Source organism: Paenibacillus hexagrammi (assembly GCF_021513275.1).
GTDB lineage: Bacteria > Bacillota > Bacilli > Paenibacillales > NBRC-103111 > Paenibacillus_E > Paenibacillus_E hexagrammi.
In genome coordinates this window covers 978,106-1,003,278 of the sequence record NZ_CP090978.1, presented here as the reverse complement: position 1 = coordinate 1,003,278, position 25,173 = coordinate 978,106, and the positions used below count along the sequence as shown (strand labels likewise).

25 protein-coding genes, 2 riboswitches and 1 other annotated feature are annotated in these 25,173 nt (G+C 48.7%); of the genes, 5 read left to right on the top strand and 20 right to left on the bottom strand.

From position 1 onward, the window contains the following. Positions 1–119: 119 nt before the first annotated feature. A riboswitch (cobalamin riboswitch) is annotated at positions 120–316 on the bottom strand. 63 nt (positions 317–379) lie between these two features. The 11 genes from L0M14_RS04575 to L0M14_RS04525 all read right to left on the bottom strand — a co-directional run bounded on the left by L0M14_RS04575 (position 380) and on the right by L0M14_RS04525 (position 10,335). Next, a complete protein-coding gene (locus tag L0M14_RS04575; protein ID WP_235121044.1) occupies positions 380–910 on the bottom strand; it encodes a hypothetical protein in 531 nt (176 codons plus the stop codon). A 66-nt stretch (positions 911–976) separates the two neighbouring features. After that, entirely contained in the window at positions 977–1,243 is a 267-nt protein-coding gene (locus tag L0M14_RS04570) for an aspartyl-phosphate phosphatase Spo0E family protein (protein ID WP_235121043.1), read from the bottom strand. Between the two features lie 67 nt (positions 1,244–1,310). Next, entirely contained in the window at positions 1,311–2,510 is a 1,200-nt protein-coding gene (locus L0M14_RS04565) for an aminotransferase class I/II-fold pyridoxal phosphate-dependent enzyme (protein WP_311198832.1), read from the bottom strand. A 14-nt stretch (positions 2,511–2,524) separates the two neighbouring features. Beyond that, positions 2,525–3,016 (bottom strand): Lrp/AsnC family transcriptional regulator, encoded by a 492-nt coding sequence (locus L0M14_RS04560; RefSeq protein WP_235121042.1) that lies wholly within the window; start codon positions 3,014–3,016, stop codon positions 2,525–2,527. 192 nt (positions 3,017–3,208) lie between these two features. Further along, positions 3,209–3,469: a hypothetical protein gene (locus L0M14_RS04555; protein WP_235121041.1), complete on the bottom strand. Its 261-nt coding sequence runs from the start codon at positions 3,467–3,469 to the stop codon at positions 3,209–3,211. 126 nt (positions 3,470–3,595) lie between these two features. Beyond that, complete coding sequence (gene cysK / locus L0M14_RS04550; RefSeq protein WP_235122816.1) at positions 3,596–4,552, bottom strand: cysteine synthase A; 957 nt, start codon at positions 4,550–4,552, stop codon at positions 3,596–3,598. A gap of 26 nt (positions 4,553–4,578) precedes the next feature. Then, complete coding sequence (locus L0M14_RS04545) at positions 4,579–5,898, bottom strand: MFS transporter (protein WP_405030819.1); 1,320 nt, start codon at positions 5,896–5,898, stop codon at positions 4,579–4,581. A 104-nt stretch (positions 5,899–6,002) separates the two neighbouring features. Continuing rightward, positions 6,003–6,539 carry a hypothetical protein gene (locus L0M14_RS04540; RefSeq protein WP_235121040.1) on the bottom strand — a complete coding sequence of 179 codons (537 nt, stop codon included), beginning with the start codon at positions 6,537–6,539 and terminating at the stop codon, positions 6,003–6,005. 114 nt (positions 6,540–6,653) lie between these two features. Continuing rightward, positions 6,654–7,073 carry a DUF350 domain-containing protein gene (locus tag L0M14_RS04535; protein WP_235121039.1) on the bottom strand — a complete coding sequence of 140 codons (420 nt, stop codon included), beginning with the start codon at positions 7,071–7,073 and terminating at the stop codon, positions 6,654–6,656. Positions 7,074–7,153: 80 nt separating this feature from the next. Beyond that, the gene (locus L0M14_RS04530; RefSeq protein WP_235121038.1) at positions 7,154–7,831 is read right to left on the bottom strand and encodes a PspA/IM30 family protein; all 678 of its coding nucleotides are present in this window, start codon (positions 7,829–7,831) and stop codon (positions 7,154–7,156) included. A gap of 137 nt (positions 7,832–7,968) precedes the next feature. Beyond that, entirely contained in the window at positions 7,969–10,335 is a 2,367-nt protein-coding gene (locus tag L0M14_RS04525) for an endonuclease MutS2 (RefSeq protein WP_311198831.1), read from the bottom strand. A gap of 245 nt (positions 10,336–10,580) precedes the next feature. Here L0M14_RS04525 and L0M14_RS04520 point away from each other — a divergent pair, with 245 nt between their 5' ends. Together L0M14_RS04520 and L0M14_RS04515 are read left to right on the top strand one after the other, a co-directional pair. After that, positions 10,581–10,946, top strand: a complete 366-nt coding sequence (locus L0M14_RS04520) for a phage holin family protein (protein WP_235121037.1) — start codon at positions 10,581–10,583, stop codon at positions 10,944–10,946. 188 nt (positions 10,947–11,134) lie between these two features. Then, positions 11,135–11,512, top strand: a complete 378-nt coding sequence (locus L0M14_RS04515; protein ID WP_235121036.1) for a cupredoxin domain-containing protein — start codon at positions 11,135–11,137, stop codon at positions 11,510–11,512. A 238-nt stretch (positions 11,513–11,750) separates the two neighbouring features. On the opposite strand, the gene L0M14_RS04510 is transcribed toward L0M14_RS04515, so the two are convergent. From L0M14_RS04510 to pheS, 4 genes are all read right to left on the bottom strand, one after another. Beyond that, positions 11,751–12,308, bottom strand: a complete 558-nt coding sequence (locus L0M14_RS04510; RefSeq protein WP_235121035.1) for a CvpA family protein — start codon at positions 12,306–12,308, stop codon at positions 11,751–11,753. 3 nt (positions 12,309–12,311) lie between these two features. Continuing rightward, the gene (zapA, locus tag L0M14_RS04505) at positions 12,312–14,108 is read right to left on the bottom strand and encodes a cell division protein ZapA (RefSeq protein ID WP_235121034.1); all 1,797 of its coding nucleotides are present in this window, start codon (positions 14,106–14,108) and stop codon (positions 12,312–12,314) included. A 92-nt stretch (positions 14,109–14,200) separates the two neighbouring features. Beyond that, positions 14,201–16,657 carry a phenylalanine--tRNA ligase subunit beta gene (pheT, locus tag L0M14_RS04500; RefSeq protein WP_235121033.1) on the bottom strand — a complete coding sequence of 819 codons (2,457 nt, stop codon included), beginning with the start codon at positions 16,655–16,657 and terminating at the stop codon, positions 14,201–14,203. A 28-nt stretch (positions 16,658–16,685) separates the two neighbouring features. Further along, positions 16,686–17,720 carry a phenylalanine--tRNA ligase subunit alpha gene (pheS, locus tag L0M14_RS04495; RefSeq protein ID WP_235121032.1) on the bottom strand — a complete coding sequence of 345 codons (1,035 nt, stop codon included), beginning with the start codon at positions 17,718–17,720 and terminating at the stop codon, positions 16,686–16,688. Positions 17,721–17,885: 165 nt separating this feature from the next. Beyond that, positions 17,886–18,152: a binding site (T-box leader), on the bottom strand. Between the two features lie 202 nt (positions 18,153–18,354). Here pheS and L0M14_RS04490 point away from each other — a divergent pair. Together L0M14_RS04490 and L0M14_RS04485 are read left to right on the top strand one after the other, a co-directional pair. Continuing rightward, positions 18,355–18,783 carry a MarR family winged helix-turn-helix transcriptional regulator gene (locus L0M14_RS04490; RefSeq protein ID WP_235121031.1) on the top strand — a complete coding sequence of 143 codons (429 nt, stop codon included), beginning with the start codon at positions 18,355–18,357 and terminating at the stop codon, positions 18,781–18,783. Between the two features lie 24 nt (positions 18,784–18,807). Beyond that, positions 18,808–20,421, top strand: coding sequence for an MDR family MFS transporter (locus L0M14_RS04485; protein WP_235121030.1), 1,614 nt, complete (start codon positions 18,808–18,810; stop codon positions 20,419–20,421). A 66-nt stretch (positions 20,422–20,487) separates the two neighbouring features. On the opposite strand, the gene lepB is transcribed toward L0M14_RS04485, so the two are convergent. Further along, positions 20,488–21,009 carry a signal peptidase I gene (gene lepB / locus L0M14_RS04480; RefSeq protein WP_235121029.1) on the bottom strand — a complete coding sequence of 174 codons (522 nt, stop codon included), beginning with the start codon at positions 21,007–21,009 and terminating at the stop codon, positions 20,488–20,490. Between the two features lie 163 nt (positions 21,010–21,172). On the opposite strand from lepB, the gene L0M14_RS04475 reads away from it, so the two are divergent. After that, positions 21,173–22,096, top strand: coding sequence for an aldo/keto reductase (locus L0M14_RS04475; RefSeq protein WP_235121028.1), 924 nt, complete (start codon positions 21,173–21,175; stop codon positions 22,094–22,096). Positions 22,097–22,126: 30 nt separating this feature from the next. Here the strand turns inward: L0M14_RS04475 and L0M14_RS04470 are convergent, their stop codons facing one another. Genes L0M14_RS04470 through L0M14_RS04455 form a run of 4 tightly spaced genes read right to left on the bottom strand, consistent with a single transcriptional unit; the run spans position 22,127 to position 24,751 of the window. Continuing rightward, positions 22,127–22,957, bottom strand: a complete 831-nt coding sequence (locus tag L0M14_RS04470; protein ID WP_235121027.1) for an energy-coupling factor ABC transporter ATP-binding protein — start codon at positions 22,955–22,957, stop codon at positions 22,127–22,129. After that, on the bottom strand, positions 22,957–23,706 hold the full coding sequence (gene cbiQ, locus L0M14_RS04465; protein ID WP_235121026.1) for a cobalt ECF transporter T component CbiQ: 750 nt from the start codon (positions 23,704–23,706) through the stop codon (positions 22,957–22,959). The genes L0M14_RS04470 and cbiQ overlap by 1 nt, the downstream gene beginning before the upstream one ends. Then, complete coding sequence (locus tag L0M14_RS04460; RefSeq protein WP_235121025.1) at positions 23,703–23,987, bottom strand: energy-coupling factor ABC transporter substrate-binding protein; 285 nt, start codon at positions 23,985–23,987, stop codon at positions 23,703–23,705. Before L0M14_RS04460 ends, cbiQ begins: the two co-directional genes overlap by 4 nt. After that, positions 23,984–24,751, bottom strand: a complete 768-nt coding sequence (locus L0M14_RS04455; RefSeq protein ID WP_235121024.1) for an energy-coupling factor ABC transporter permease — start codon at positions 24,749–24,751, stop codon at positions 23,984–23,986. The genes L0M14_RS04460 and L0M14_RS04455 overlap by 4 nt, the downstream gene beginning before the upstream one ends. Before the next feature lie 161 nt (positions 24,752–24,912). Next, a riboswitch (cobalamin riboswitch) is annotated at positions 24,913–25,102 on the bottom strand. Between the last annotated feature and the right edge of the window lie 71 nt (positions 25,103–25,173).

Genomic DNA, 25,173 nt, shown 5'->3' with positions numbered 1-25,173 from the left:
GCAAAACCGCACAAAAAAACCCTCCGTTCCTATGAACGAAGGGGACGATAAATCGAGTCAGATGCCTATAAGGCTGCCACTGTTACCAGATTTAACGCCAACCTTTTCCTCGAAGGAAGTCGTGTACGGCACTACAGGCAGGTCTCCTGACTTACGGGCATCTGGTTCCCCGCCTTCCCGTTGTACAACAGTGGCATTAGGGGGAACTTTCCCGATTTTACAGTGGCGGGACCGTGCCGGATTCACACCGGCTTCCCTATTAAGCGGCAGTACTTTCATGAAGAATACTGCCCGCACCTATAGCTGCATATTATGAATGACCATAAAATCTCTTGTAAATTATAGATGAGTTCTTTCGAATGTACAAGCGGGTCTTCTGCTATTTTTCGGCAAGAATCTTCATGACCTGCTTGGCCTCATCCACTTTTTTGAAATTCTGCGGAATGAATGCGACCAGGCCTTTGCCATCCATGCCTTGTTCTTTCAGCCATTTGTTGCCTTCAAGCGGAATCCCGTACAGATGCTTCTCTGCAGGCTTTCCTTCTTCTTCGGCTATTCCCAACACTCCACCCGGGTAATCCTCGGGACTCACGATATCATCTAACTGCACAAAGCCGGCTTGCTTTGCCAGCAGCTGAAACTGCTCATCGCCCAGTATAAAGATTCCGTTACCTGCTGCTGCAAGCTCCACAATCATTTTTTCCATAGAAAAGATCGGAACCGCAACGACTTGAATGGTGGGTGCCTGTCCGATTTTTGCCGTTAGAGAAGTCTGCAGCTTTTCGCCGACATCACTTGGGAATCCATTAGGTCCCATTGCAAAAATCGGAACATCTGGTTTAGGCCCTCCGCATCCGGCTAACAGAACCATCATCATTACAATGCTTACCAGCAGCAACTTGATTTTCATACCTTTTCTCTACCCTCCATAAGTGTAAGCACGATGCTTCCTCATACGGCAATAAAAGCCGGCTTATCACCGACTTTTACGACCTTTGTTCATATATTCGTTTATTTTATGATCGAGCACGGTACTGAGCTCAACCACCACATCCGAGGTCATTTCTTTACCTTCGATAACTAGCTGCTCCAGCATAAGCCTAAGCGTATGAATCTCTTCTTCGAGAGGAGTAAGGGAGGCGGGTTTCTTCGCATGCTTGAATAACCAACTGCGACCCGAATCGTTCTCGCGAATTTGAAAATGTTTTTTATACGACGTAAGTTGATATTCCATAAAAGCCATGCTCATCCCTCCTTACTTCCAGAATACCAGTTTTTGTCCACAAAGAAAATAATTTTTTTAAAATATTTTACAATTTTTTGAGAAATTGTCCAATTCTCTCAAGCGCTTCGTTAAGCTGGGATACACTATACGCATAAGAGCAGCGCAGGAAGCCTTCTCCACCTAATCCAAAGACATGCCCGGGAACAGCCGCAACCTTAGCCTCATACAGCAAACGCTCAGCGAATTGTTCGGAGGTCATGCCCGTTGCAACAATGCTCGGGAAAGCATAAAACGCGCCCTGCGGTTCATGGCATTCCAAACCGACCTCGCGGAACCCTTTCACAACCAAGCGGCGGCGCTGATTGTACGATTCCATCATACGGTCCTTCTCTTCCAGACCATGCTTGAGCGCCTCATGCGCAGCTACTTGACCCATAACGGGCGCACACATCACCGTATATTGATGAATTTTGAGCATGGCCGAGATCAACTCGGAATGTCCGCAAGCATACCCCATACGCCATCCAGTCATCGCGAATGCTTTGGAGAAGCCGCTGACCAGAATCGTACGGTCCTTCATCCCCGGCATGGATGCGAAGCTGACATGCTTGTATCCGTAAGTAAGCTCAGCGTAGATTTCATCGGAAATAACAATTAAATCATGCTCTTCTACGACTCTAGCGATTGGCAGCCAATCCTCGTAAGTCATGATTCCGCCCGTTGGATTACTTGGATAACATAAGATCAGGATTTTCGATTTAGGCGTAATAGCCGCCCTCAAAGACTGCTCCGTCAGCTTGAATTGATCCTTGGCAAACGTTTCTATCCCTACTGCCTTGCCTCCGCTGATGCTGGTGATCGGCGAATAGGAGATGTAGCAGGGCTCGGGAATTAGAATTTCGTCTCCAGGGGTGATGAGCGCACGAAGGGCAAGATCGATAGCCTCGCTTCCCCCGACGGTAACAAGCACCTCATCACTCGGTTCATACGTGACTTGGAACGAATTATGCAGATACTCAGCAATAGCTTCGCGAAGCTCAGGTATCCCTGAGTTTGGTGAATATTTGGTCTTGCCCTGTTCCAAGGAACGAACGGCCGCTTCCCGGACATGCCACGGTGTGGAGAAATCCGGTTCCCCAACACCGAGTGAAATAATGTCTTCCTTGCTATTGCTGACCAGATCAAAAAATTTACGTATTCCGGACGGGGGAATCGACCTCACCGCGGGGGCCAGATATTCTTTCATGGATTTAGCTTGGCGTACGGTTGGTTCCTCTTTAATCATGGCGCACCTCTTTCTTACGGTGAGACGAGCAGTCGATGATCATCTTCCTGATCCTCGAATATGATGCCGTCTTGTTTGTATTTTTTCAAAATAAAGTTCGTTTTCGTTGACAGAACCCGATCAATCGGCGAAAGCTTATTGGAGACGAAAGAGGCAACTTCTTTCAGCGTCTTTCCTTCAATCTCCACCAGCAGGTCATAGGCGCCGGACATCAAGTAGACGGATTTCACTTCCGGATATAAATAAATCCGTTCAGCAATCGCATCAAAGCCGCGACCGCGTTCCGGTGTAATCTGCACTTCAATAAGGGCCGTAACCTTCTCGTCGTCCACCTTGCTGCCATTAACAACCGTGGCGTACTTAACGATGACCTTTTCCGCTTCCATCTCTTTGATCGCTCGCGCCACCTCGGCCTCCGCCGTTCCTAACATCGTGGCAATCAGCTCCGCGCTCCGGCGGGCGTCTTCTTTCAGTATTTCGAGAATTTTAAGCTTCAAAGCATCCATGGTTAACCCTACCTTTCATTCCATTGGTTAAATGTTCATCTTCCCATCTTACAATGAACTGCTGTCCGATTCAATCTGTAAGCGCAGAAGGACGAGGAGAATTTTTTTATAATCATCCTTTCGGCCCGTTCCCGACATCCAGACATAAAAAAACCATGAGACTGAACACGTCCCATGGGCTCCTCTAATCCATTATTTATGCAACAATGTGCTGAACTTAAGCTCCGCCTTAAGCAGCTTGCACACATTTCCTTCAATTTCCCGGTGTCGGTATGCAGGCAGTACATGAACTTCAATGTCTTCCTTCATACTACCAATTCCAATTAAGTCTTGTTCATCGTACACCGAGATCACATTTTTACAATCTGGAATATCAAATTTATTTGTATATGCTTGTATAAACATCTGGAGTTGATTGTCACCGGGAATTTCGTTAACGTAAGCAATTTTCATGGATAACATCCGCCTTCCATTTCATTAGACTCCTTATATAATTATACGAACGGTTGCATAATTATGCAATATAAAATAAAAAAATGGTTCCTAAGAACTGTAAGCCCATTCTCGGAACCCTTAGCTTTAAAATATATCCATGCTCAGATAACGCTCTCCCGTATCCGGCGCTATGCACAGCACCCTTTTACCTGCGCCCAGCTTTCTTGCGACCTGCAGTCCCGTCCAGACGGATGCTCCTGCAGAAGGACCTACCAGAATCCCTTCCCGTCTTGCCAAATCCTTCGTCACCTGAAGAGCGTCTTCATCGGCAACTTGCACAATCTCATCGTATACCTGCGTATTCAAGTTCTTCGGTACAAAACCGGGACTCGTTCCCACCAGCTTATGCGGACCGGGACTCCCTCCTGAGAGCACAGGAGAGCCCTTAGGCTCTACCACATAAATCTGAATGTCCGGTAGCCGATCCTTCAGCACTTCACCTGTGCCTGTAATGGTTCCGCCTGTTCCCGATGTGGCAACAAAAGCGTCCAGCTTGCCTTCCATCTGCTGTATGATCTCTTCGGCCGTCGTCGAACGGTGAATGTCCGGATTAGCAGGATTTTCAAACTGCTGCGGGATAAAGCTGCCCGGGATCTGGTCTCTGAGCTGCTCGGCCATACGGATGGCGCCTGGCATCCGCTCCGCTGCGGGTGTTAGCACAACCTCTGCTCCATAAGCCTTCAGGAGATTTATTCTTTCCTTCGTCATATTGTCAGGCATGACCAGGATCGCTTTGTACCCTTTAGCCGCGGCATTCATAGCGAGGCCGATCCCTGTATTGCCGCTCGTGGGCTCTATGATGGTGGATCCGGGCTTCAGAAGCCCGTCTATTTCCGCCTGCCTAATTAGATTGTAAGCTGCCCTGTCTTTCACACTGCCGCTCGGATTCAAATATTCCAGCTTGACATAAAGCTCCGCGTCGCCTTCTTGCACAAGGCGGCGAATCCGTACTGCAGGCGTATCGCCAATTAAGTCCGTGATACTGTCGACCATTCTCCGATGTGCCACAATCCGTTCCTCCCTTATCCAATGCCTACCCATCATTTTTCATGGGTTCAGGCGGGAAGTCAAGCCTTATTTGGTGTTAGCTGCTTTCTCATAAACAACCAGCTTACGAGCGGAGAGCTTCCGATGATAAGCAGCAGTACGTTGAGCACCATCGGTTTTGTGCTAAAGGAAACCACCACGATGAAGAGCAGAACCCCCAATATACGTCCTGCATTCAACCCCAGCTCCCTGAGAACTACGTACTCTTCACGCTGTTTGACACTACATTCGTCCGATCCGATCAAATCAAACACAGCGGACACCATCGGAATCGTATACATCGGCAAAAACAGCGACACACCTACGCCAAATACAAGCAGCGTAGCGAAGTTCAGCTTCCAGAAAAAAGGGAGAATCACAAGAACCATCATAGATGCTCCGACTAGCATAGCTGTTTTGCGATAGTGAGGCTTAATAAATCTTCCAGCCGCCCAAAAGCTGATTAAGGAAACAGCCGAGTTGATCAGCACAAAATTCCCCAAGCTTCCTTCACTGGATGTAGAAATATAAACCAACAGCCCGATCATGAAGCCAAACACACCCTCACGGAACCCTTGGGCCACAAGAGCCATGAACACCCTTTTCCATGGTGTATCCTTTTGCTTGAGACAGCGGACTGTCAGAAACCATTCATACTTTCCTTCAATTTTCCTCTTCTTTAAGAAGAAGCTGACTACAACACCTAATAAGAAGATGCCGAGTGAAATAGAGAAAATAAGCCGGTAGCCTAGAACATCGCCTAACGTTACGATTAATAAACCTGATATCCATGGAGCAACAATGCCCGACATAGCTCCCAGAAGACCGGCCCACCCGTTAAATTTGTCTCTGCTGTCCGGGTCGGTGACCTCGAAATAGACGACATTGAAGGATACCCAAAATAGGCCTGATGAAATTCCCTGCACCATACCCAGAGGAACAATATGATTGACGCTGCCGCTGCCAAGCCATAAAACCATCATGTAAAATCCGGCCGACACAGCAACACCTACACGCAAACAGTTCATCTTGTTATATTCTTTAACCCACTTACCCGCAAGCCAAAACGTAAGTGCCATCGCTAGATAGGTAACGAGTGTGAACCAGCCGATAATGGCGTAATCATTCTTTGCCTTCCATAAATAAACACCTACAAACGTGCCCGATAACACGTTGGCGATTCCGAACAAGGCATTAACCGCCAGCAGAAGGATCCCTTGGGAATCCAAATGTCCGCCTTGTTTCGAACCATGTCCTTCGCCTTTATTAGAGACGCTTCCATGTCCTTGGAAGTAGTTGGTGCTCGCCGAACCTTTGCTCCAGCCAGGATGAACCCGACTGCCATTATGATTGTGCTGCAAGCTGCTCCTCACCTTTCCCCTGGATTGAAATAGCTCTAGTTAACCTTCCCCAATCCAGTGAAAATATAACGGGGGCTGCCACAAAAAAGACAAAAGCCCGAATCCTAGGCGGATTCAGGCTCTGTTGTATCCTCTTTGATCGTATCAACCATTCGAATGCGATCCTGTTCGGATAAGGTTCTTTCTACTTTAAAGCAAGAAGGGCATATGTACACATTCAGTGAAAAAGGGCCTTCGATGAATGACTTGCCAAGTGATTTGGATATATGAGGCGCGAATGTTGGCTGCGTGATTGTCTCTTGTCCCGACAACAACATAAATTCATGACAGCTGGAGCATTCAGGAGCAACCTCCTGCTCATCCATCATACTCTGTACGACTTCCCCATAGCGGTCCAGGGGCTCTTCCTCCAGCTCCCATGCCATGAATGCATCATCGTCTTCCAGTTCCTCTACATCTTCTTCCTCCGAAGCGTCTTCGAATCGAAGCGGCTGACCGGTTTGCTTGACCGTTAATTGAATGCTGCGGTAATCGTTCAACTCATTAAAACAATGCGGACACTCTTCCTCAGGACCAATCTCCGGGTCCCACACAATATCGGTCTGACACCACGGACACACGGTTACGTCGCTTTCACTCATCTACAATCCTCCACGAATCCAGCTTACTTCATAACATAATATACACCTGCGACTACAAATACAAGTGCAAGGGCGAACAGGCTGCCCCACAAATACTTCATCTTCCTCTACCTCCTAGGTGACGCATGCTCCAACCACATAGGAGATGGAAATGGAAATCATCATGGAAAGCAACCCTACTGCGCGGTTGTCTTTTTTGATTTCTTCGTCAATTTTAAAATAAGGTGTTAAAAACTCAAAAATAAAATAAGCGACAAGCAGGAGCAAGAATCCATAACCTGCCCAGACCAAAGAATGAATCATCGTGTCGTTGTTAAGGATGGCAAAACGGAACAGGTTACAAATTCCAAAAATTTTGCCGCCGGTGGCCATCGCTACAGAAAGGTTGCCTGCTTTAATCTCGGACCAATCGTCATACTTGGTAACCAGCTCAAAGATTGTCAGGAACACCACCAAAGCAATAATGGCTACGGCAAAAAACGCAAGCGTACCTAAATACGGATTACTCAGCAATACATCCACCTCTTCGTTCATATGACTCCTGCCTCCTTACAAAAGGTAGAAGAGACTGAGTCAAGTCTCAGTCTCTCGCAGGTGCTGCTATGATTATACCATTAGGATTGTTTTTTTTCAGCCAGCTTCGCTTTCAAAGCGGCAAGTTCGTCATCGACGCCATCTGATTTGCCCAGCTGATCCAATTCATCGTCGAGGCTGCGGCCTTTTGCACGAATTTCTCCGCTCGCTTGCGCTTCCGCTTCCATTTGCATGACTTTTTCTGTCATGCGGTCAAAGCCTTTAGCGGCATTATCCGTACCGAAACCGGACATTGCTTGGTTGATTTGTTTTTGCGCCTTGGCGGATTCTGCGCGGGCGATTAGCAAATCCTTTTTGTTTTTCATCTTCGAGAACTCGTCTTTCATCTCGGAAAGCTGGTTGCGAAGCTGATCCGCGTTCGTTTTTGCGATGTCGTATTGACGTTTCAGCTCATCGAAACGCTCTTGATGCTCTTTCTTATCTTGAAGCGCACGGCGGGCAAGATCCTCGTTGCCTTGCTCGAGAGCCTTCATTGCTTGCTCCGTACGCTTGGTTACCATATCTTCCGCTTCTTCGAACTGCTGCTTGAATTTCATTTCAATCGCGATTTGCTTCGCGACCGCTGTTTCGGCTTCCATGATATCCTCTTCCATGTCACGCAGGAACTGGTTCAGCATCTTCACCGGATCTTCCGCTTTGTCCAGCAAATCATTGATAGAAGCCATTGTCATGTCACGCAGTCTTTTAAAAATTCCCATTTGTAAATTCCTCCTAATTTTTGAACATCGTCTATGATTGGGTGTTGCAAATACTTGTATTCGTCACCGGTGCTTACACTTATTACATACGCAGCTTCAAAGACGGAGTTTCAAAAAAGATGAACAATTTTTTGGGCTTATTTCAATTCTACAACGGTAACACCCGCGCCGCCTTCATTATAGTTACCCATTCTATATGATTTGACATGCTTGTGACGTCGGAGGTATTCCTGCATACCTGTTCTCAGCACGCCGGTGCCCTTACCATGAATCAAGTACACCTGGCCCAGATTGGACAGGAACGATTCATCCAGAAAGCGGTCAGCCGCAATCAGCGCTTCCTCCATGTTCATACCGCGCATGTCGAGCTCCATGCTGACATTCTCATCACGCGTCCTCTTCACCGTGGTCGCAGTTTTCTGAGCAGGCTTCTTGGCAGCGGGTGCAGAGCCGATCTTCTCCAGGTCACTGAGATTGACCTTCATCTTCATGATTCCGAGCTGCACGAAGGCTTCCGTGCTGTTCGGAATTTCGACGACGTGGCCTTTCTGCCCAAGGCTCACGACACGCACTTCATCGCCGGCCTCGATTTGCTCAGGCCGCTTCTTCGCCGCGCGAGCTTCGCGCTTCTCGCGCAGCTCCGGCGCCGCCTGATCCAAGCGGCGTCGCGCATTCACCAGCCGGTGGTCCTTGACCCCGCCGGCTTCCTCCTGCGCCATCCGCCGCAAATCGGCGATGACTTCGTCCGCCTCGCGGCGCGCCTTGGCGACAGCCTCGCGAGCGTCGCGCTCGGCTTTCTCGAGCAGCTTGTCGCGCTGCTCGTCGAACTTCTCCTGCCGCGCTTCCAACTCCCGGCGCAGCACTTCCGCCTCCCGCCGCAGCCGCTCAGCGCTTTCGCGCTCAGCCGCTGCTTCGCGGCGGTTCTCTTCGAGCGAGGCGATCATCGACTCGACTCGCAGATCCTCTTCATTGACCTGCCCCTGGGCATGTTCAATGATTCGCTTCGAAAGCCCGAGCCGCTCCGCGATGGCGAAAGCGTTGCTTCGGCCTGGTACGCCGACAAGCAAACGGTAGGTCGGGCTAAGCGTTTGAATGTCAAATTCCATACTGGCATTAATGGTACCCGCACGCTGGAAGGCGTAGGCCTTAAGCTCCGTATAGTGCGTAGTCGCGATAATGCGGCAGCCCATTTTATGAATATATTCCAAGATAGCAATAGCAAGCGCTGAACCTTCCGCGGGATCAGTACCCGCCCCCAGCTCATCCAGCAGCACAAGGCTCTTTGGCGTCATATCCCGCAAGATTCGGATGATGTTCGTCATATGACTGGAGAAGGTACTGAGGTTCTGCTCAATACTCTGCTCATCGCCGATATCCGCAAAGATGGCATCAAATACGCAAAGCTGCGTACCCTCTTCAGCAGGAACAAACAGTCCGGACATCGCCATCAGGCTGAGCAGTCCGACGGTTTTTAGGGAAACCGTCTTCCCCCCTGTATTTGGCCCCGTGACAATAATGGATTGATAATCATTGCCTAGCTCCAGGTCAAGCGGCACGACGACCTCAGGATCGATAAGGGGATGACGACCGCGTTTGATTTTCAGGAAGCCCCGGTCATTCAATCTTGGTCTGCTAGCCTTCAATTCTCTGGCGAGACCGGCTTTGGCAAATATAAAATCAAGCTGCGCCAGCAATTCGACGTCTGAAGCAAGCATTTCGACACATTCTGCAACCAGTCCGGTGAGCATGCGCAAAATTTTCTCAATCTCGACTTCTTCCTTCAGCTTGAGCTCCCTGATTTTATTGTTCAGCTGAACAACGGATTCTGGTTCGATAAAGAGCGTAGCTCCTGATGCGGATTGATCATGAATCATACCGCCGAAGCTGGAACGATACTCTTGTTTGACTGGAATGACATACCGGTCGTTACGAATAGTAACAAGTACATCCTGCAGCATCTTCTGAATGGAGGGAGTGCGTATCATCTGCTCCAGCTTCTCACGTACTCTGGCCTCTCCTGTCCGCAGCTCACTTCGAACTCTGCCCAGCTCAGGGCTAGCGCTGTCCAGCACCGCAGCATTCTCATCGATGCAGCTGTTGATTTTGTCTTCAACCGGTTTGTTCTCCGAAAGAAGCTCAACCTGCTCCTTCAGCATTGGAACCGAATATTCTTCGTTCACCGCGAGGATAAACCGCTTGAGCCTCCTTGTTCCAAACATCGTAGTCGAGATATCAAGGAGCTCTGCTGTGTTGAGCATGCCGCCGATTCGGGCCCGGTGGATCGCAGAGCGAATATCACGGATCCCTCCGAAAGGAGCATTGCCTTTCAAACGTTCTACATTCACGGCTTCATCCGTTGCTTGCAGTCTTAGCTTCACATGCTCGAATTCGCCAATTGGTTCCAGCTTCTCTACGGCGTCCTTCCCCAGCGAAGTGGAAGCGTGATGGCTTAATTTATATAAAATCTTCTCATATTCCATGGTTTTTAGAATTTTGCTGTTCAATTTATCTCCAACCCCTTTTCGCTAACCTATATTATAAACCAAAGCTGCAAGGATTAGCTATGGAGACTATGGTTATATGGAAGATCCTGCTTGCCATATTCCCGGTAGGAAGGGACATACTAAGCTGTGCACCTAAGCCAAAGGGAGTCAAACCTTCAAGTCTTCAAGCCGTCAAGCAAAATGCTCGTTTCAACACAGGAGTTACCCAACGCATCGTTTCAACCCAACATGAAGGAGGGATCGGTATGCATCTTCTTGGTCATTTGGTCAGGTTTATTGTATCCGCTCTGGTATTAATGTTTGTTAGTTGGCTGGTGCCTGGTTTTCAAGTCGGCGGGTTCTGGAGCGCATTTTTCCTTGCGCTGGTTATCGCTGTTGCCGCATGGATCATTGAAGGGATCTTCGGCAAACAAATCACTCCTTTTGGCAGAGGTATTGTTGGTTTCCTTGTAAGTGCTCTTGTGATATGGGGAGCACAATTCATCGTCTCCAACGTCTCTTCCAGCATGATAGGTGCGATTCTAGCTGCTTTGGTTATCGGGATTATCGACTTGTTTATTCCGGTGAAAACGCCTTTCGAGCAAGGCATCTCCGGTCGTGAACATCGATAGTAGCGTACTTTGCGTATCATTTTCCGATGGCAAGCGCACAAAAAGATCGGTCTGCTTGCGTAGTTCTTACGCCGGGCCGATCTTTTTCTGTTTTTTGCCACAAACCCTTCACCAGTTTGTCACTGCTTTTTGCATGAGCCTCATGTACAATACATCTGTAACAAAAAATAGTTGTACGGAGGGTCCATATGAAAAAACTACTTGCCTTACTGATGGGCGTCAGCCTGATTCTTGCCATGACAGCCTGCGGCAGCAAAACAGATAAATCCGCGGATGCCGCTAATGAAGCTCCTCCCGCAAATGCGCAGCAGGTCACGTTGAAAGCGACCAATTTTCAATATGATCAAGCTGAATACCATGTAAAAAAAGGTGAGCCCGTCACCATCACCTTGGACAACGAACAAGGTGTTCACGGCGCCGCGATTAAAGATTTCAACGTAAATCTGGATAACAGCAAGAAAACGATGACGTTCACTCCAGACAAAGCCGGTTCCTTCCCAATTGTATGCTCCGTTATGTGCGGAAGCGGCCATGCCAATATGAAAGCTACTTTAGTTGTAGAATAAATGGTTTAAAGAGCTCTTGCTGCAAATTTCTGCAGCAGGGGCTTTTTTTAATTTGAGCTGAGACCTGAAAGCCCTACAACAATAGAACAGCTTCGTAGAGAGTTAACTTGCGGTTAGTAAAAGCACCAGACGCTATATTTAATAGAAACCCATCATCCATTCAAACCATACAAAAACCAGATGCAAACCATAAAAAGCTGCTTCTTGCACCCAAACATTCAGGTGAAGAACCAGCTTTCTATACGGCAGGATTCTGCTTCCACAATTCCTGAAGCTTGCCTGCCAATTGAGGAAATTCGTTAATGCAATATGGCGCTATCACGGATCCTGCCAGTTCACGCTGCAGCATGTCCGAAGGTGTGATCGTCAGCACGTTCACTGCGATGACGACGATAAGCAAAGCCTCTACGAGACCAAGCAGCGCTCCTGTCCATCTGTTTATGGCGTTGAGCCCCGGCATTTTGGCAATGATATGCAGGGTCTTACCAATCAGACTAATTCCCAGCTTCGTTCCAAAAAATAACAAGGCGAATGAAACAGCATTGAATACGTATGTATCCAGATTGAGCCCTTTAACAATAAACTCATACTGCTGATAGCTCTCATAGGCAGGAACAGGCAGCGCTGAGCGAAGGACGGGTGAGACATTTTTATAGAAACAAAAGGCGACGATATAAGCTAAAACAAAACCGGATATCGAGATGATCTGGGCGATAAATCCCCTTAAAAAGCCTATAAGCAGTCCGAGTACTGCTATGGCGATAACGGCAACATCGATGTAATTCAGAGATGTCACCGACTACCTGCCCGGGCTGTCCGCTTCGACAAGCTCAATCCATTCATTATATTCCGTCTGCAGCTTGGCGTATTCCTCACGAAGCTCTTTATATTCCTCCTGAACCCGATTTAGTTCGATACGAAGCTCATCATCCAGGAGCTTTTTCTGAGCAAGCTCTTCTTGTTCCTTCCTCATCTGTTCCAATAGACTGTCTCGTTCAGCGATATAACGATGCGCAAGCTCTTGCTGCTGCTCTTGATGAGCCCGGATCAATTGCTCGATTTGGCTTTGGTATTGCTGAATGGCAGCCTCAAGCTGAATTCTTTGCTGCTCAAGTGCGCTATCCCGCTCGGAAACGATAAGTGATATAGCCTTTTCACGTTCGGAAAGCACTTTTGAAACCGTGCTATCCCGCTCGGACCTTGCCTGCGCAACAGCTTCATCCCGCTGAGTCTGAGCCTCCGCGATCGCCCTGTCTCTTTCGGCTTGTACCTGTCCGGTGAAGCGATCTCTTTCTTCTTGCAGCTGCCGGATTGCTTGATCACGCTCAGCTATACTCTGTTTGACAGCAGCCTCCAGATCGATCTGCGCTTGCTTAACCGCTTGCTCTTTTTCCGCTTGAATGAGTTCAACTTCTCTGTCGCGCTCGGCAAGTGCCTGCTCCAAATCGTTCAAGGCTTGCGTAATATCCCTATCACGCTCCGCTTGAATACGGGCTATAGCTTGCTCCTTCTCAGACTGTGCTTTGGCAACAGCAGCCTCCATTTCCGTTTGTGCTTTAGCTAGAGCCTCCGTATGATCGGCTTGGGCTTGTTTGATTGCATCCTCTTTCTCAACTTGCGCTTTTAATGAAGCTTCAGCTTGTTCTGCTTGTAGTTTCGCGATTGCCTCCGCTTTCTCCGCTTGAGCTTTCGCGATAGCGTTATCTTTCTCGATCTGAGCCTGCTTAATCGCATTCGCTTTTTCCGCTTGCGCCTTGGCAATCGCGCTATCCTTCTCGGACTGAGCCTGCTTGATGGCGTTTGCCTTTTCGGCTTGCAGCTTGGCGATCAGGTTCTCTTTCTCGGCCAGGGCCTGCTTGATCTCAGCTTGCGCTTTGGCAATAGCATTCGTTTTCTCGGATTGAGCCTGCATGATCGCCGCTTCTCTTTCCTTCTTCACTTGAACAATCGCTTCGTTCATTTCTGCTCTAAGCTTCGCAAGCATCTCCTCTTTAGCAGCAATTTCGCCAGACAGTTTCGCAAGCGTCTCCTCTTTGGCGGCATTGTCGCTAGTCAGCTTAGCCAGATTCGCCTGATTCTCCGCTTTGATTTGCTCGATCAGCTTATCTCTTGCATCCTTATTCAGCTTGTCAGCCGCTTCTTTCTCCTGAGCGTGCTTAGCAAGAATACCTTCCTTCTCTTCCAAATGCTGACGAACCAGTTCTTCCCGGTGCTTGCGCTCCTGAGCCAGAATTTGATCCTGTTGGGCGCTGTGCTCTTTAATTTGCCCCGTCTTGGTTTCGTTATCTTGCTTCAATTCATTGTATGCCTGCATGAGTCTATCGTAGCGGCTTTGCATTTCCTCATGCTTCTTCTGCTCTCTGCGCAGTTCTTCCATCTCTTCAACCATGCGGAAGCATTCGTCCGCCATATTAACCGCGGCAAGAACGGCGATGCGCTGCGAATCCAAACGCGGATAGCCTTGGGCTATTCGAAACATTTGCTCATTCACATATTCGGCGACACGCTTCATGTAGCTAGTGCTGGTGCTGGCCATTAACTTATACTGGTTTCCATATATCTCAACGGTAATTTTTGTTTTTTCTTCAGAGCTCAACTCGATATCCTCCCTTAGATGAAAGGCTGGTCCTATCGACAATAATTCGATAAAACCAGCCTCTTTTCCTGCTATAAAGCCTGAAGTTACAACTATTTTCTTAGCTCTGCGGAAAACTCCTGTTCGAGCGCCTGAACTATCTTGCCGTGAAGCTCTGTTACTTCTTCATCGAGCAAAGTTCTATCCCCATGGCGGAATATCAGAGCGAAGGCTACGCTCTTCTTGCCGGCGCCTAGACGATCTCCGGTGTAGATATCGAATACGGAGATGGACTCCAGCAGCTCACCGGCAGCAGCTCGAATCGTTTGCTGCATATGTCCTACCGGCGCACCTGCATCCACGACAACAGCGAGATCTCTCCCCACGGAAGGGTAGCGAGGAAGCAGTTTATAGGCAATCGTATGAGACGATGCCGCAATTAGCGGTTCCATCTCCACTTCAAGCACATACGTATCATCCAGATCACGCTGCTGCTGCAGTGCCGGATGAAGCTGTCCTGCCCGGCCAATCAATGTTCTGCCGGCGGCTGTGTTGATATACAATTCGGCGGTGCGTCCAGGGTGGAATCCTTCGGGAGCCGCGGCAGCAAACTCGATGCCTTCAATTCCCAGATAACCAGTTAGACGCTCGAAGATTCCTTTTAGATCAAAAAAGTCTACATGTTCCGCTTTTTGTCCCCAATGGGAAGCTGACCGTTTGCCTGTCATCGCGATGGAGAGCAGCAGCTTTTCTTGCGGAAGCGTTGTGAGCTGCGATTCTTCCGTAACGAAAACTTTAGCCAGTTCAAAGATCGCCACATTATCGATATTGCGGTTTCGGTTATAGCTGACCACTTCAAGCAAATGCGGCAGTAGGCTGGTACGCAGCTCGCTGCGGTCCTCACTCATCGGCATCGCCAGCGGAATTGGCTTGGCAGCAGGATATAATCCCGCAAGCAGGTTATTTTGCTCGGGGTGCGTGAAGGAATAGGTCACGACTTCATGCACACCGCTTTGTGTAAGCAGATTCCGCGTGATGCGGCGGATCGACTGCTCTTTGGTTAAAGAGCCGGGTGTCGTCACACCGCTCATCAGTGTCGTCGGGATGTTGTCATAGCCGAAGAGCCGTGCGACTTCTTCGATCAGATCGACATCCCGGGTAATGTCGCCGCGGCGGCTCGGCACGTGCACGAGCAGCTGTCCGTCATCCGTCTTCACGAAGGTGAAGCTGAGACGGTCCAGAATTTGCTCAATCTCGGCCAGCGTGAGCGCGGTGCCGAGGTAGCTGTTCACACGGTCCACCGATAGCTCGATGCGGACCGGTTTGTGTGAACCCTCGACGATGGCTTCTACGATACCGTCGGCAACTTGGCCTGCCGCGTACTGTGCCATCAAGGACGCGGCGCGGTTCAATGCCGGAAGCACCGCTTCCGGGTTGACTTCTTTCTCGAAGCGAAGGCTCGCTTCAGAGCGAAGTCCCAGCTGGCGCGACGTCTTGCGGATGGAGCTGCCCGCGAACTTCGCGGACTCTAGCAGGATCCGCGTTGTGCCTTCCGTCACTTCGGAGTTGGCTCCGCCCATGACACCTGCAAGCCCTACCGGCTTCGTGCCGTCGGTGATGAGCAGCATGTGCGGCTCAAGCGTACGCTCTACATCGTCGAGCGTGACAAGCTTCTCGCCTTCGCGGGCGAGGCGCACATCGACATGCCCGCCGCTCAGCTGGTCCGCGTCAAACGCGTGCAGCGGCTGTCCGTATTCAAGCATCACGAAGTTCGTGATGTCGACGACGTTGTTGATGGGGCGAATGCCTGCGGCCATCAATCGGTTCTGCATCCACAGCGGTGAAGTGCCGACGCGCACGCCCTCGATCAGACGGGCGGCATAGTGCGTGCACTGCTCCTTCGCTGTGATGTTCACGCTGATGCGATCAGCGGCCTTAACGGCTGCGCCTCCTGCAGCCTGCAGAGCAGTCTCCGCATCAGGCAGCTTGACGCTGCGGCCGAGAATCGCAGCGATCTCGTAGGCCGCTCCGATCATGCTGAGCGCATCAGAGCGGTTCGGTGTCAGATCCAGCTCCAGTACTTTATCGTTGATCGCAAGCACGTCCAGAATGGAGCGGCCTACTTCTGTATCTTCAGGAAGCACCAAAATGCCTTCCTGGATTTCTTTTGGCAGCAATTTATCGTTCAATCCCAGCTCCTTCGCGGAGCAGATCATGCCTTGTGATTCAACGCCGCGCAGCTTAGCGCGCTTGATTTTCAAACCATCCGGCAGCTCAGCGCCTACAAGCGCGACAGGCACCTTTTGCCCAGCCGCTACGTTCTTGGCTCCGCAAACGATCTGAAGATCTTCCCCTAGTCCCGCATCCAGCGTACATACGCTCAATTTATCGGCATCTGGATGCTTCTCGCGGGCTTTGACGTAGCCCACCACAACATTAGTAACTCCTTTGTTTCGGTCTTCCACGATATCGACTTCAATCCCGCTGCGGGTTAATTTTTCAGCTAATTCCTCGGCCGTAAAGCCCGTTACATCCACGTATTCGGACAGCCACTGATAGGATACTTTCATGGTTTCACTCCCTCAACTAATAATGATCTTACAGATGTACGAATTGCTTCAAGAAACGTAAATCGTTTGTATAAAAATGGCGGATATCTTCGATTCCATATTTCAGCATGGCGATACGCTCCACACCCATTCCAAATGCAAAGCCGGAATACTCTTTCGGATCATAGCCGCCCATTTCGAGCACACGAGGATGAACCATACCTGCTCCCAAAATTTCAAGCCATCCCGTTTGCTTACACGTTCTGCATCCTGCTCCTCCGCACATGGCGCAGCTTACGTCTACCTCTACGCTCGGCTCGGTGAACGGGAAGAAGCTTGGGCGCAATCGGATCCGGGTCTGCTTGCCGTACATTTCCTGTACGAACTGAAGCAAAGTTCCTTTCAAATCGCTCATACGGATATTGCGGTCGATCACGAGACCCTCTATTTGTGTAAACATATGAGAATGCGTCGCATCATCATCATCACGGCGGTATACTTTACCAGGGCAAATGATTTTAATCGGCACATCGCCTTTGCGCTTTTCCATGGTGCGAACTTGCACCGGTGAGGTCTGAGTACGCATCAAAATTTCTTCTGTGATATAAAAGGAATCCTGCATATCGCGAGCCGGATGGTCTTTAGGCAGGTTAAGCGCCTCAAAATTGTAATAATCCTGCTCTACCTCAGGTCCCTCGGCTACCGAGTAGCCCATTCCAATGAAGATATCCTCGATATCTTGAATGATTTTACTTAACGGATGAACTGCTCCTTGTTGAGAGGGCTTGCCCGGAAGCGTCACATCAATCATTTCCGCGCGCAGCCGATTATCTGTCTCCTGCTTCAGATACGCAGCTTGCTTCTCTTCAATTACACCTTCAATCGCAGCTCTCACATCGTTGGCAACCTGGCCAATGATTGGTCTTTCTTCTGCGCTAAGTGCGCCCATTCCGCGCAGAATCTCGGTTAACGGGCCCTTTTTACCTAAGTACTTAATTCGCAGATCATTTAATTCCTGCTGATTCTTTACTTGCTCGAGTTCTTGTAGCGCATCAAGCTTTAACGCTTCTAATCGCTCTTTCATGAAAACCCCTCCTGATAATAAGACTTATTAACCCGAACCTAGAACCTACCAAGGATAAACGTCTTCGTCGTCCTTAAGGGACGAGCGCGTTTGTCAAGGTTGATGCGAAGCAAAAAATAGTACTTATACTTTCTTATCAACGCAAAAAAGCTCTTCCATCCCAAAACAAGGGACGAAAGAGCCGCGGTACCACCCTAATTAGATTCGCCGAATGACAGATAGAGCGTCAGCGGCGATTCTCACTTCGTTCAGATAACGGACGACTGTGTCCGGTTCCTTCTACTTAAACTGTGCGGCAAACCGCAGCAGTTTGTTCAAAAGACAGCTCGGGAGCGAACTTCGGCAGCCTGATTCTTCGGAGCAGGCTCTCAATCTGCGGCCTGCCCTCCCTGTTAAGAAGCACTGCTTACTCTTCTCCGTCTTCGCATTTCCTCGTATATGTACCAGTAATTATATGCAAGATATGGCTGAGATGCAAGCATTCGAATCATAAGGGGGCTGATACTCCCATTGACAGAAAAGATGGTTTACAGTAAAATTTATTTAAGTTATTTAAATGTTATATAGTTTAAATATTAAATCATATAATTTCCTTCTTGTTTATGTAGTAAAGGAGGAGATATGGAGGAATGCTATGAATGAGGCAATGAGCTCTTATACCGAGCGTTTTCGGACTGCTTTTGATTCGACGTATCGAAAATTAAACCAAGCTGTTTTATCCAAGCTTGAATTTGATATTACGGGTCCTCAATATTTCATGCTTTTTATGATTATGAAGCAAGGCTCCGCAAAACAAACGCAGCTAGCTGAGTTAATGGGAGTCAAACCGAGTGCTATTACTGTCATGATTGATCGTCTTGTCCAAAGCGGCTATGTAGTTCGCAAGCATCATGAAACCGATCGAAGAGTCGTATTGGTTGAGCTAACGGAGGATGGAAGGCATGTTCTGCAAACAGCGGAGCAAACGCACAAAGAAGTAGCTGCACAAGGTTTATCCCAGCTTTCGCCGGAGGAACTGGATTTATTCATTCGTATGATGGAAAAGCTTGCAACTTATTATTAATTTTACTAAAAGGAGTGATAGATTATGGAACATTCTCAAGCTCAAGCTTCAACATCGGCTCCTAAAAATCGCGGACTCTTACTAACGGGACTCATCATTGCCATGTTATTCGGGGCGCTGGATGGTACCATTGTCGGTACCGCTATGCCACGAATCGTAGGTGAATTCGGCGGGCTTGGTCTAATGGCTTGGCTTACAACCGCCTATATGCTAACCTCTACCGTTGTCGTTCCTATTGCCGGTAAACTTGCCGACTTAATCGGCAGGCGGGTTGTCTATGTAACTGGCCTTCTGATTTTCATTGGCGCCTCTGCACTCTGCGGAATGGCGCAAAACATGACCGAGCTGATATGGTTCCGTGGGCTACAGGGAATCGGAGGCGGTATCATGATGCCAATGGCGATGATCATTATCGGGGATTTATTCACGGGTAAACAGCGTGCTAAATGGCAAGGTGTATTCGGTGCAATCTTCGGTTTGGCTACTGTCATCGGTCCCCAAGTCGGAGGATGGATCGTGGATTCCCTAAACTGGCGCTGGGTGTTCTATATTAATCTTCCTGTCGGGATTCTTGCAACCATCCTAATCGCACTCGCGCTTCCTAAACATAGAGCATCAGGCAACGTCAGATTTGACATTCCCGGTATTGTTACTATGATTGTGGGAGTCGTCAGTCTTCTGCTTGCCTTAACTTTCGGCGGCAAGGATTACCCATGGCTGTCTTGGCAAATTATTGGTTTGATTGTAGTTGCCCTAATATCACTTGTAGCTTTTGCCATTATCGAAAGCAGAGCACAAGAGCCTATTCTTCCCGTGCGTTTGTTTAAAAACAGAACATTTACTACGATCAATGGTGTCGGTTTTCTAATGTCCGTCGGGATGTTTGGAGCCATCATGTTCGTGCCGCTATTTATGCAAGGTATCGTTGGAATCAGCGCTTCTGCATCCGGTACCGTCATGACGCCTATGATGGTCACCATGATTATTGCAAGTATGGTGTCCGGCCAATTTATCCACAAGGTCGGTGTTCGCAAGCAAATGCTGCTCGGTATGATTGTAATGGCAGCAGGCTTCTATTTATTGTCTACCATGGGAATGGATACAACCAAGCTAACGGCTTCCAGTTATATGCTTATTCTTGGATTAGGCATGGGTCTTGTCATGCCGATTCTGACACTCGCTTTGCAAGAAAGCTTTCCGAAATCGGAGCTCGGCGTAGTGACATCTTCAAGCCAGTTCTTCCGTCAAATTGGCGGTACCTTCGGTATGACGATTCTGGGAGCAGTTATGAATCATAAATCAACCGTTCTATTGGAACAAAATTTATCACCGGTTGTGAATCAGCTGCCTGCTCAATCCGCAGAAATGGCAGCACAACTCAATCAGATGATTCACACGAATCCGCAAGGGCTCTACTCATCGCTGCTAAGCCCTGAGATGCTTGCTCAAATGCCTAAGGAATTTGTACTAAACCTGCTTCCAATAGTGAAAAACGCCCTTATCACGTCTCTGCATCAAGTGTTCTACTTCGGGCTGCTGTTCGTGATACTTGGAGCGGTTGTCACTTTGTTCATCGGCCACATTAAAGTATCTGACCGCAAATCAAAGCAGGAGCATTCCTCTCCGGAGCTTGCATAAACAAGAAAGCCACAATACAAACAGAAAGCTCCCCAAGGCTAATACCACGGGGAGCTTTCTTCCTATTTAATCAATTGTGCCGATATGGGTGAGCGGGAACAAGCGAAATACAGCCTTGCCGATTAAGTCCTTTTCCGGAACGAAAGGTGTTTTCCACAGGTGTGAGTCGTAGCTGTCATTCCGATTATCACCGAGAAAGAAGTAATTTCCGGCAGGAACGGTAACCTTCGTAAAGGTATATTTCATCGGGTCCTTCACGTAAGGCTCATCCACCTTCTCGCCGTTTCGGTAAAGCGCCCCGTCTTTGATCTCAATCGTATCGCCCGGGAGGCCGATCAGTCTTTTTACATAACGGTCCTTATTGCCTTCAATAGGGGGCCAAAATACAACAATATCCCCAAAGGCGAAATCTGTAAGAGGCTTCATCTTTTCTACAATCAGCTCATCTTGAAGTTGAATCGTCGGCAGCATGGAGCCTGTAGGCACCGTCATCGCTTGAGCCACATACGTGTTGATGACCAGTGCAGCTATGACGGAAATCGCTACACTCGGAACCCATTCCTTGACAAACGAGAGTATTTTGTTCATACGATTCTCCTTTACTGAGCAAGTTTTCATGCGCTTTTCTCAGCGTAAAGGAAATGGGCAACACAAACATTAATGCAGGATAAAAATTGTTTCACTCGTTTTGACAATGATTCGCCAATATCGTTTAATGAACTTGGACACCCTATAAAGGAGCGTGTAAACGATGAAGTATCGTAGACTTGGAAAAACAGAATTAAAGGTTTCCATCGTTGGCGTCGGCACATGGCAATTTGGCGGGGAATGGGGATTGGATTACACCCAAGACGAAGCAGATGCCATTCTGGATAAAGCCGCGGAGCTCGGCATTAATCTCATTGATACGGCGGAATGCTACGGCGATCACTTATCCGAATCATTCATCGGCAGTTATTTATCCAGACGCAAGCGTGAAGATTGGATTGTAGCAACCAAGTTCGGACATCACTTTCACGAACGCTTTACAAGAACGGATAATTACACAGCTCAAGACGTTGTTAAACAATTGGATGCTTCGCTTAAAGCGCTTCAAACGGACTACATAGATTTGTATCAATTTCACTCAGGGCCAGACTCGGCGTTCGATAGCGATGAGCTATGGAATGTATTGAATGAGCAGGTCAAAGCAGGTAAGGTAAGACATCTTGGGACTTCGATTGGCAGCAACAGCAACATTCATCAAACAGAAGCTTCCACAAGAGTGAATTCCCAGGCTATCCAAGTCGTCTATAACAGGCTTGACCGTGCTCCGGAGGAATTGGTGTTTCCTTCCTGCCAGCAGCAAGATCTAGGTGTATTAGCTAGGGTACCTTTAGCCAGCGGCTATTTGAGCGGGAAATACAAGCCCGGTGCTGTTTTTGACAAAACTGATGTGCGTCATCGCCACGATCAAGAGAGCACTATGAAAAAGCTGGAGGAAGTTCAGCGCATTCAGCAAGAAGAAGTGCCTGCCGGCATGGATATGGCGAAGTGGGCTCTTGCCTGGTGCTTGAAGCATCCGGCTGTGACAACGGTAATTCCAGGCTGCAAAACGCCTGAACAGGTAGCCGCTAATGCAAGTGCAGTAGAGCTTGTCAGTGACAACCATCCTCAGGCGTGGAAAGAGAGCTAATCCCTTCGAATCATGTGTAGAGCATGATATCTAAAGCTTCTCAATCAATTGTTTGAAAGCAGCAAGATCTCTGGGAGGAGCTTGCCCGGCGCGGACATGTTCAGGTAAGGAACGCCACAAGTCCAGCAGCATCGGAAGCTCCAGTCCCAGATCATGCAGCTGATCCCCTCTGCCAAATACATATTCCGGCGTTCCCTGCAGCACACAGGATCCTCGATCCATCACAAGAATCCAATCCGCCCAAGAATAAGCCAGATTCATATCATGCGTCGCCATCACCATGCCGATTCCCCGGCTGTGGATCCGATTCAGTTCTTCGATTAGCTGCTGCTCCGATACCCGGTCCAGATAAGCCGTCGGTTCATCCAAAATCAGCAAGTCGGGTTCAAGCACCAAGACACCTGCAAGCGCTACCCGCTTCTTTTGCCCCAAGCTTAATTGATGTATAGGTGTATCCGACAATTCGCTAAGGCCCATCACGCTTAATATAGCTGCGGTTCTTTCGTTGATTTCCTGCTCTGACACACCTGCATTGCGAAGACCGAAGGATACATCCTCAAGGGGCGTGTTCAAAATCAGCTGCTGCTCCGGGTCCTGAAACACAAGTCCGATCTGCCTACGCAAGCGTTGAATAGACTCCCTCTTGTAAGAAATCTCGCTGCCCTTCCACAACAAACTCCCTTTTGCAGGCTTATGAATACCGATTGTATGAAGAAAAAATGTTGATTTCCCCGAGCCGTTGTGCCCGCATATGGCGGTCTTTTTTCCCATAGGAATCTGCAGGGATAATTCATGAAGCGCATCCGCAGACGTTCCGGGATAGCGGTAGCTGATTCCTCGCGCCTCTAAAATAGCGGTCATCACCTTTCCCCTTTCCATTCAAGCATCCACTCTAACATGATCAAGAGCAATATTCCTAGAAGACCTTCCGTCCAATATCTCAGCGATACTGACTTTCTTGGAGAAATAGGTAACTCTATATGCTCCGTAAAGCCTCTTGATAAGAGACCGAACGACAGCGCTTTATATCTGTACATGGTCTTGGCAAACAACCTAACAATAATCATAGCGGTGTCGCGCAGTCCGTTTGCCAGCCCCCTATGTCCGCCTCGAGCTCGCTGAGCCACAAACATATCATGGGCAGTGTCGGAGAGTACAAACAAGAATCGGTACATAATCATCATAATTTCAATCACTAAGGAGGGTACACGAAGCTTATTCAAGAGCTGCATCCATTCGGAAACAGGCACTGTAAAAACAAGAAACAGCATGCATGACACGCAAACCGTAGTCCGCAACCACAAATGAAGGGCGAGACTCAGCCCGGAGGCTGAAATCAAGAATGTGCCGGCTGTAAACTCAATTAATATACCAGGTAAACTGGCAAGAAAGAAAACACTGGACATCGATAAAAGTGTGAGAAAATATTTTAGCGGTATTCCTGCATAGGCTACAATCCAGACCGACATCCAGAGCAGCACTAGAATTTGTATGAAAGGATGCGCTAGATAAGACAGCAGGAAAAGAATGGCTGCGAAGCTGCTTCTCCACTCGGAAGAAACCGTCCGCAGCTTGTTGTTATAGGATAGGGCATCAATCAGCTTCATCATACGTCTTTATCTCTGGAGGCCCGCCCTTTGAAGACGCCGATGGCATATCCGATGAAGCCGGCTCCAATTGCCGCCTGTAAAGCGAACAGCAGGCTCTCCGTTTCCGAAGGAAGCTCAAACAGCGACGAGAACCACGGCACGTAGGAAGGAGCAAGTGTTTGAATCAAGCCTTCCGCGGCATCGTCCGCCCCGCCGAAGTCCCCGCTTACAAATATAAGAGGCAGAACGGCAAGTAACACGATGATCGCTATTAAAATGAAGGAATGTGTACGGATTTTCATGACTCCCGGACTCCTTTCATCGTACGCTGCAAGATGGATAACTCGTTGGAGCTGTAGGCCTGCAGCCAATTCCAAATTAATACGGTAAGCAATCCCTCGCTAATCGCCAAAGGAATCTGTGTGATGGCGAAGATACCGCCGAATTTCAAAAACGACGCCCATACGCCTCCGTGTTCCGCCGGAAACGCCAACGCCAATTGTATGGATGTAATCACATACGTGGATAGGTCCGCTAGAGCTGCTGCCGTGAAGATGGACAGCTTTTGTTTGCCGGTGGATTTCATCATCACTTTATACGCCCAATAGCCAACGATCGGACCTGCGACTGCCATGGAGAAGGCATTAGCCCCTAATGTTGTCAATCCGCCATGCGCCAGTAATACTGCTTGAAACAATAGCACGATCGAGCCCAGGACGCTCATTGGCAGCGGTCCGAACATCACGGCTCCGAGACCTGTCCCTGTCGGATGCGAGCTGCTTCCGGTAACGGAAGGAATTTTGAGCGCAGAGAGTACAAACGTAAAGGCCCCCGCCAAGCCAAGCATCATCTTCAGCTCCGGCGCTTCCTTTGTAATTCGAATCAGCGAACGCAAGCCTAAGACAAAGAAAGGCAAGAAAACCGCCCACCAGATCAGCACCCATTTCAGCGGGAGAAATCCCTCCATAATGTGCATAGCGTACGCTTGCTGCGGATCATTGAGAAGCAGATACACGGTAAATCCGAAGATGAGCATCAGCGTGCTTAACATTTTTTTGAATGTCATGTTTACAATTTCCTTTCTGTCCATTGAGATAAATGCCTGTAAACCAAAAAAGACCAATCCCTGAAGGATTGGCCGTATGTACGCCACAAAAAGAGCATACGAGTACCGAGAGTCTCGCTGCTAGATTTGCATGGTACACCGCTCCTTTCCACGAAGGTTTGTGGTGTGAACACGATCAGGTAGGTCTCCTGGCTCTCGGATCAACGCTTCCTCTTGTCTTCCCCGTCATGACAACGAGTGACTGGCGTAAGAGTGTACTCCCCGATTACAGTGGCGGGACCGCTCGGGATTTGCACCCGATTCCCTGTTACCCCTTGCTCTCACAAGGGCACCTGATAGTTTCATGATTCACTTTTAAAATACCGCTATCAACAATTCGTCAACATTCCCCATATTCCTGCTTGTTGAGAGAAATAGTTCAT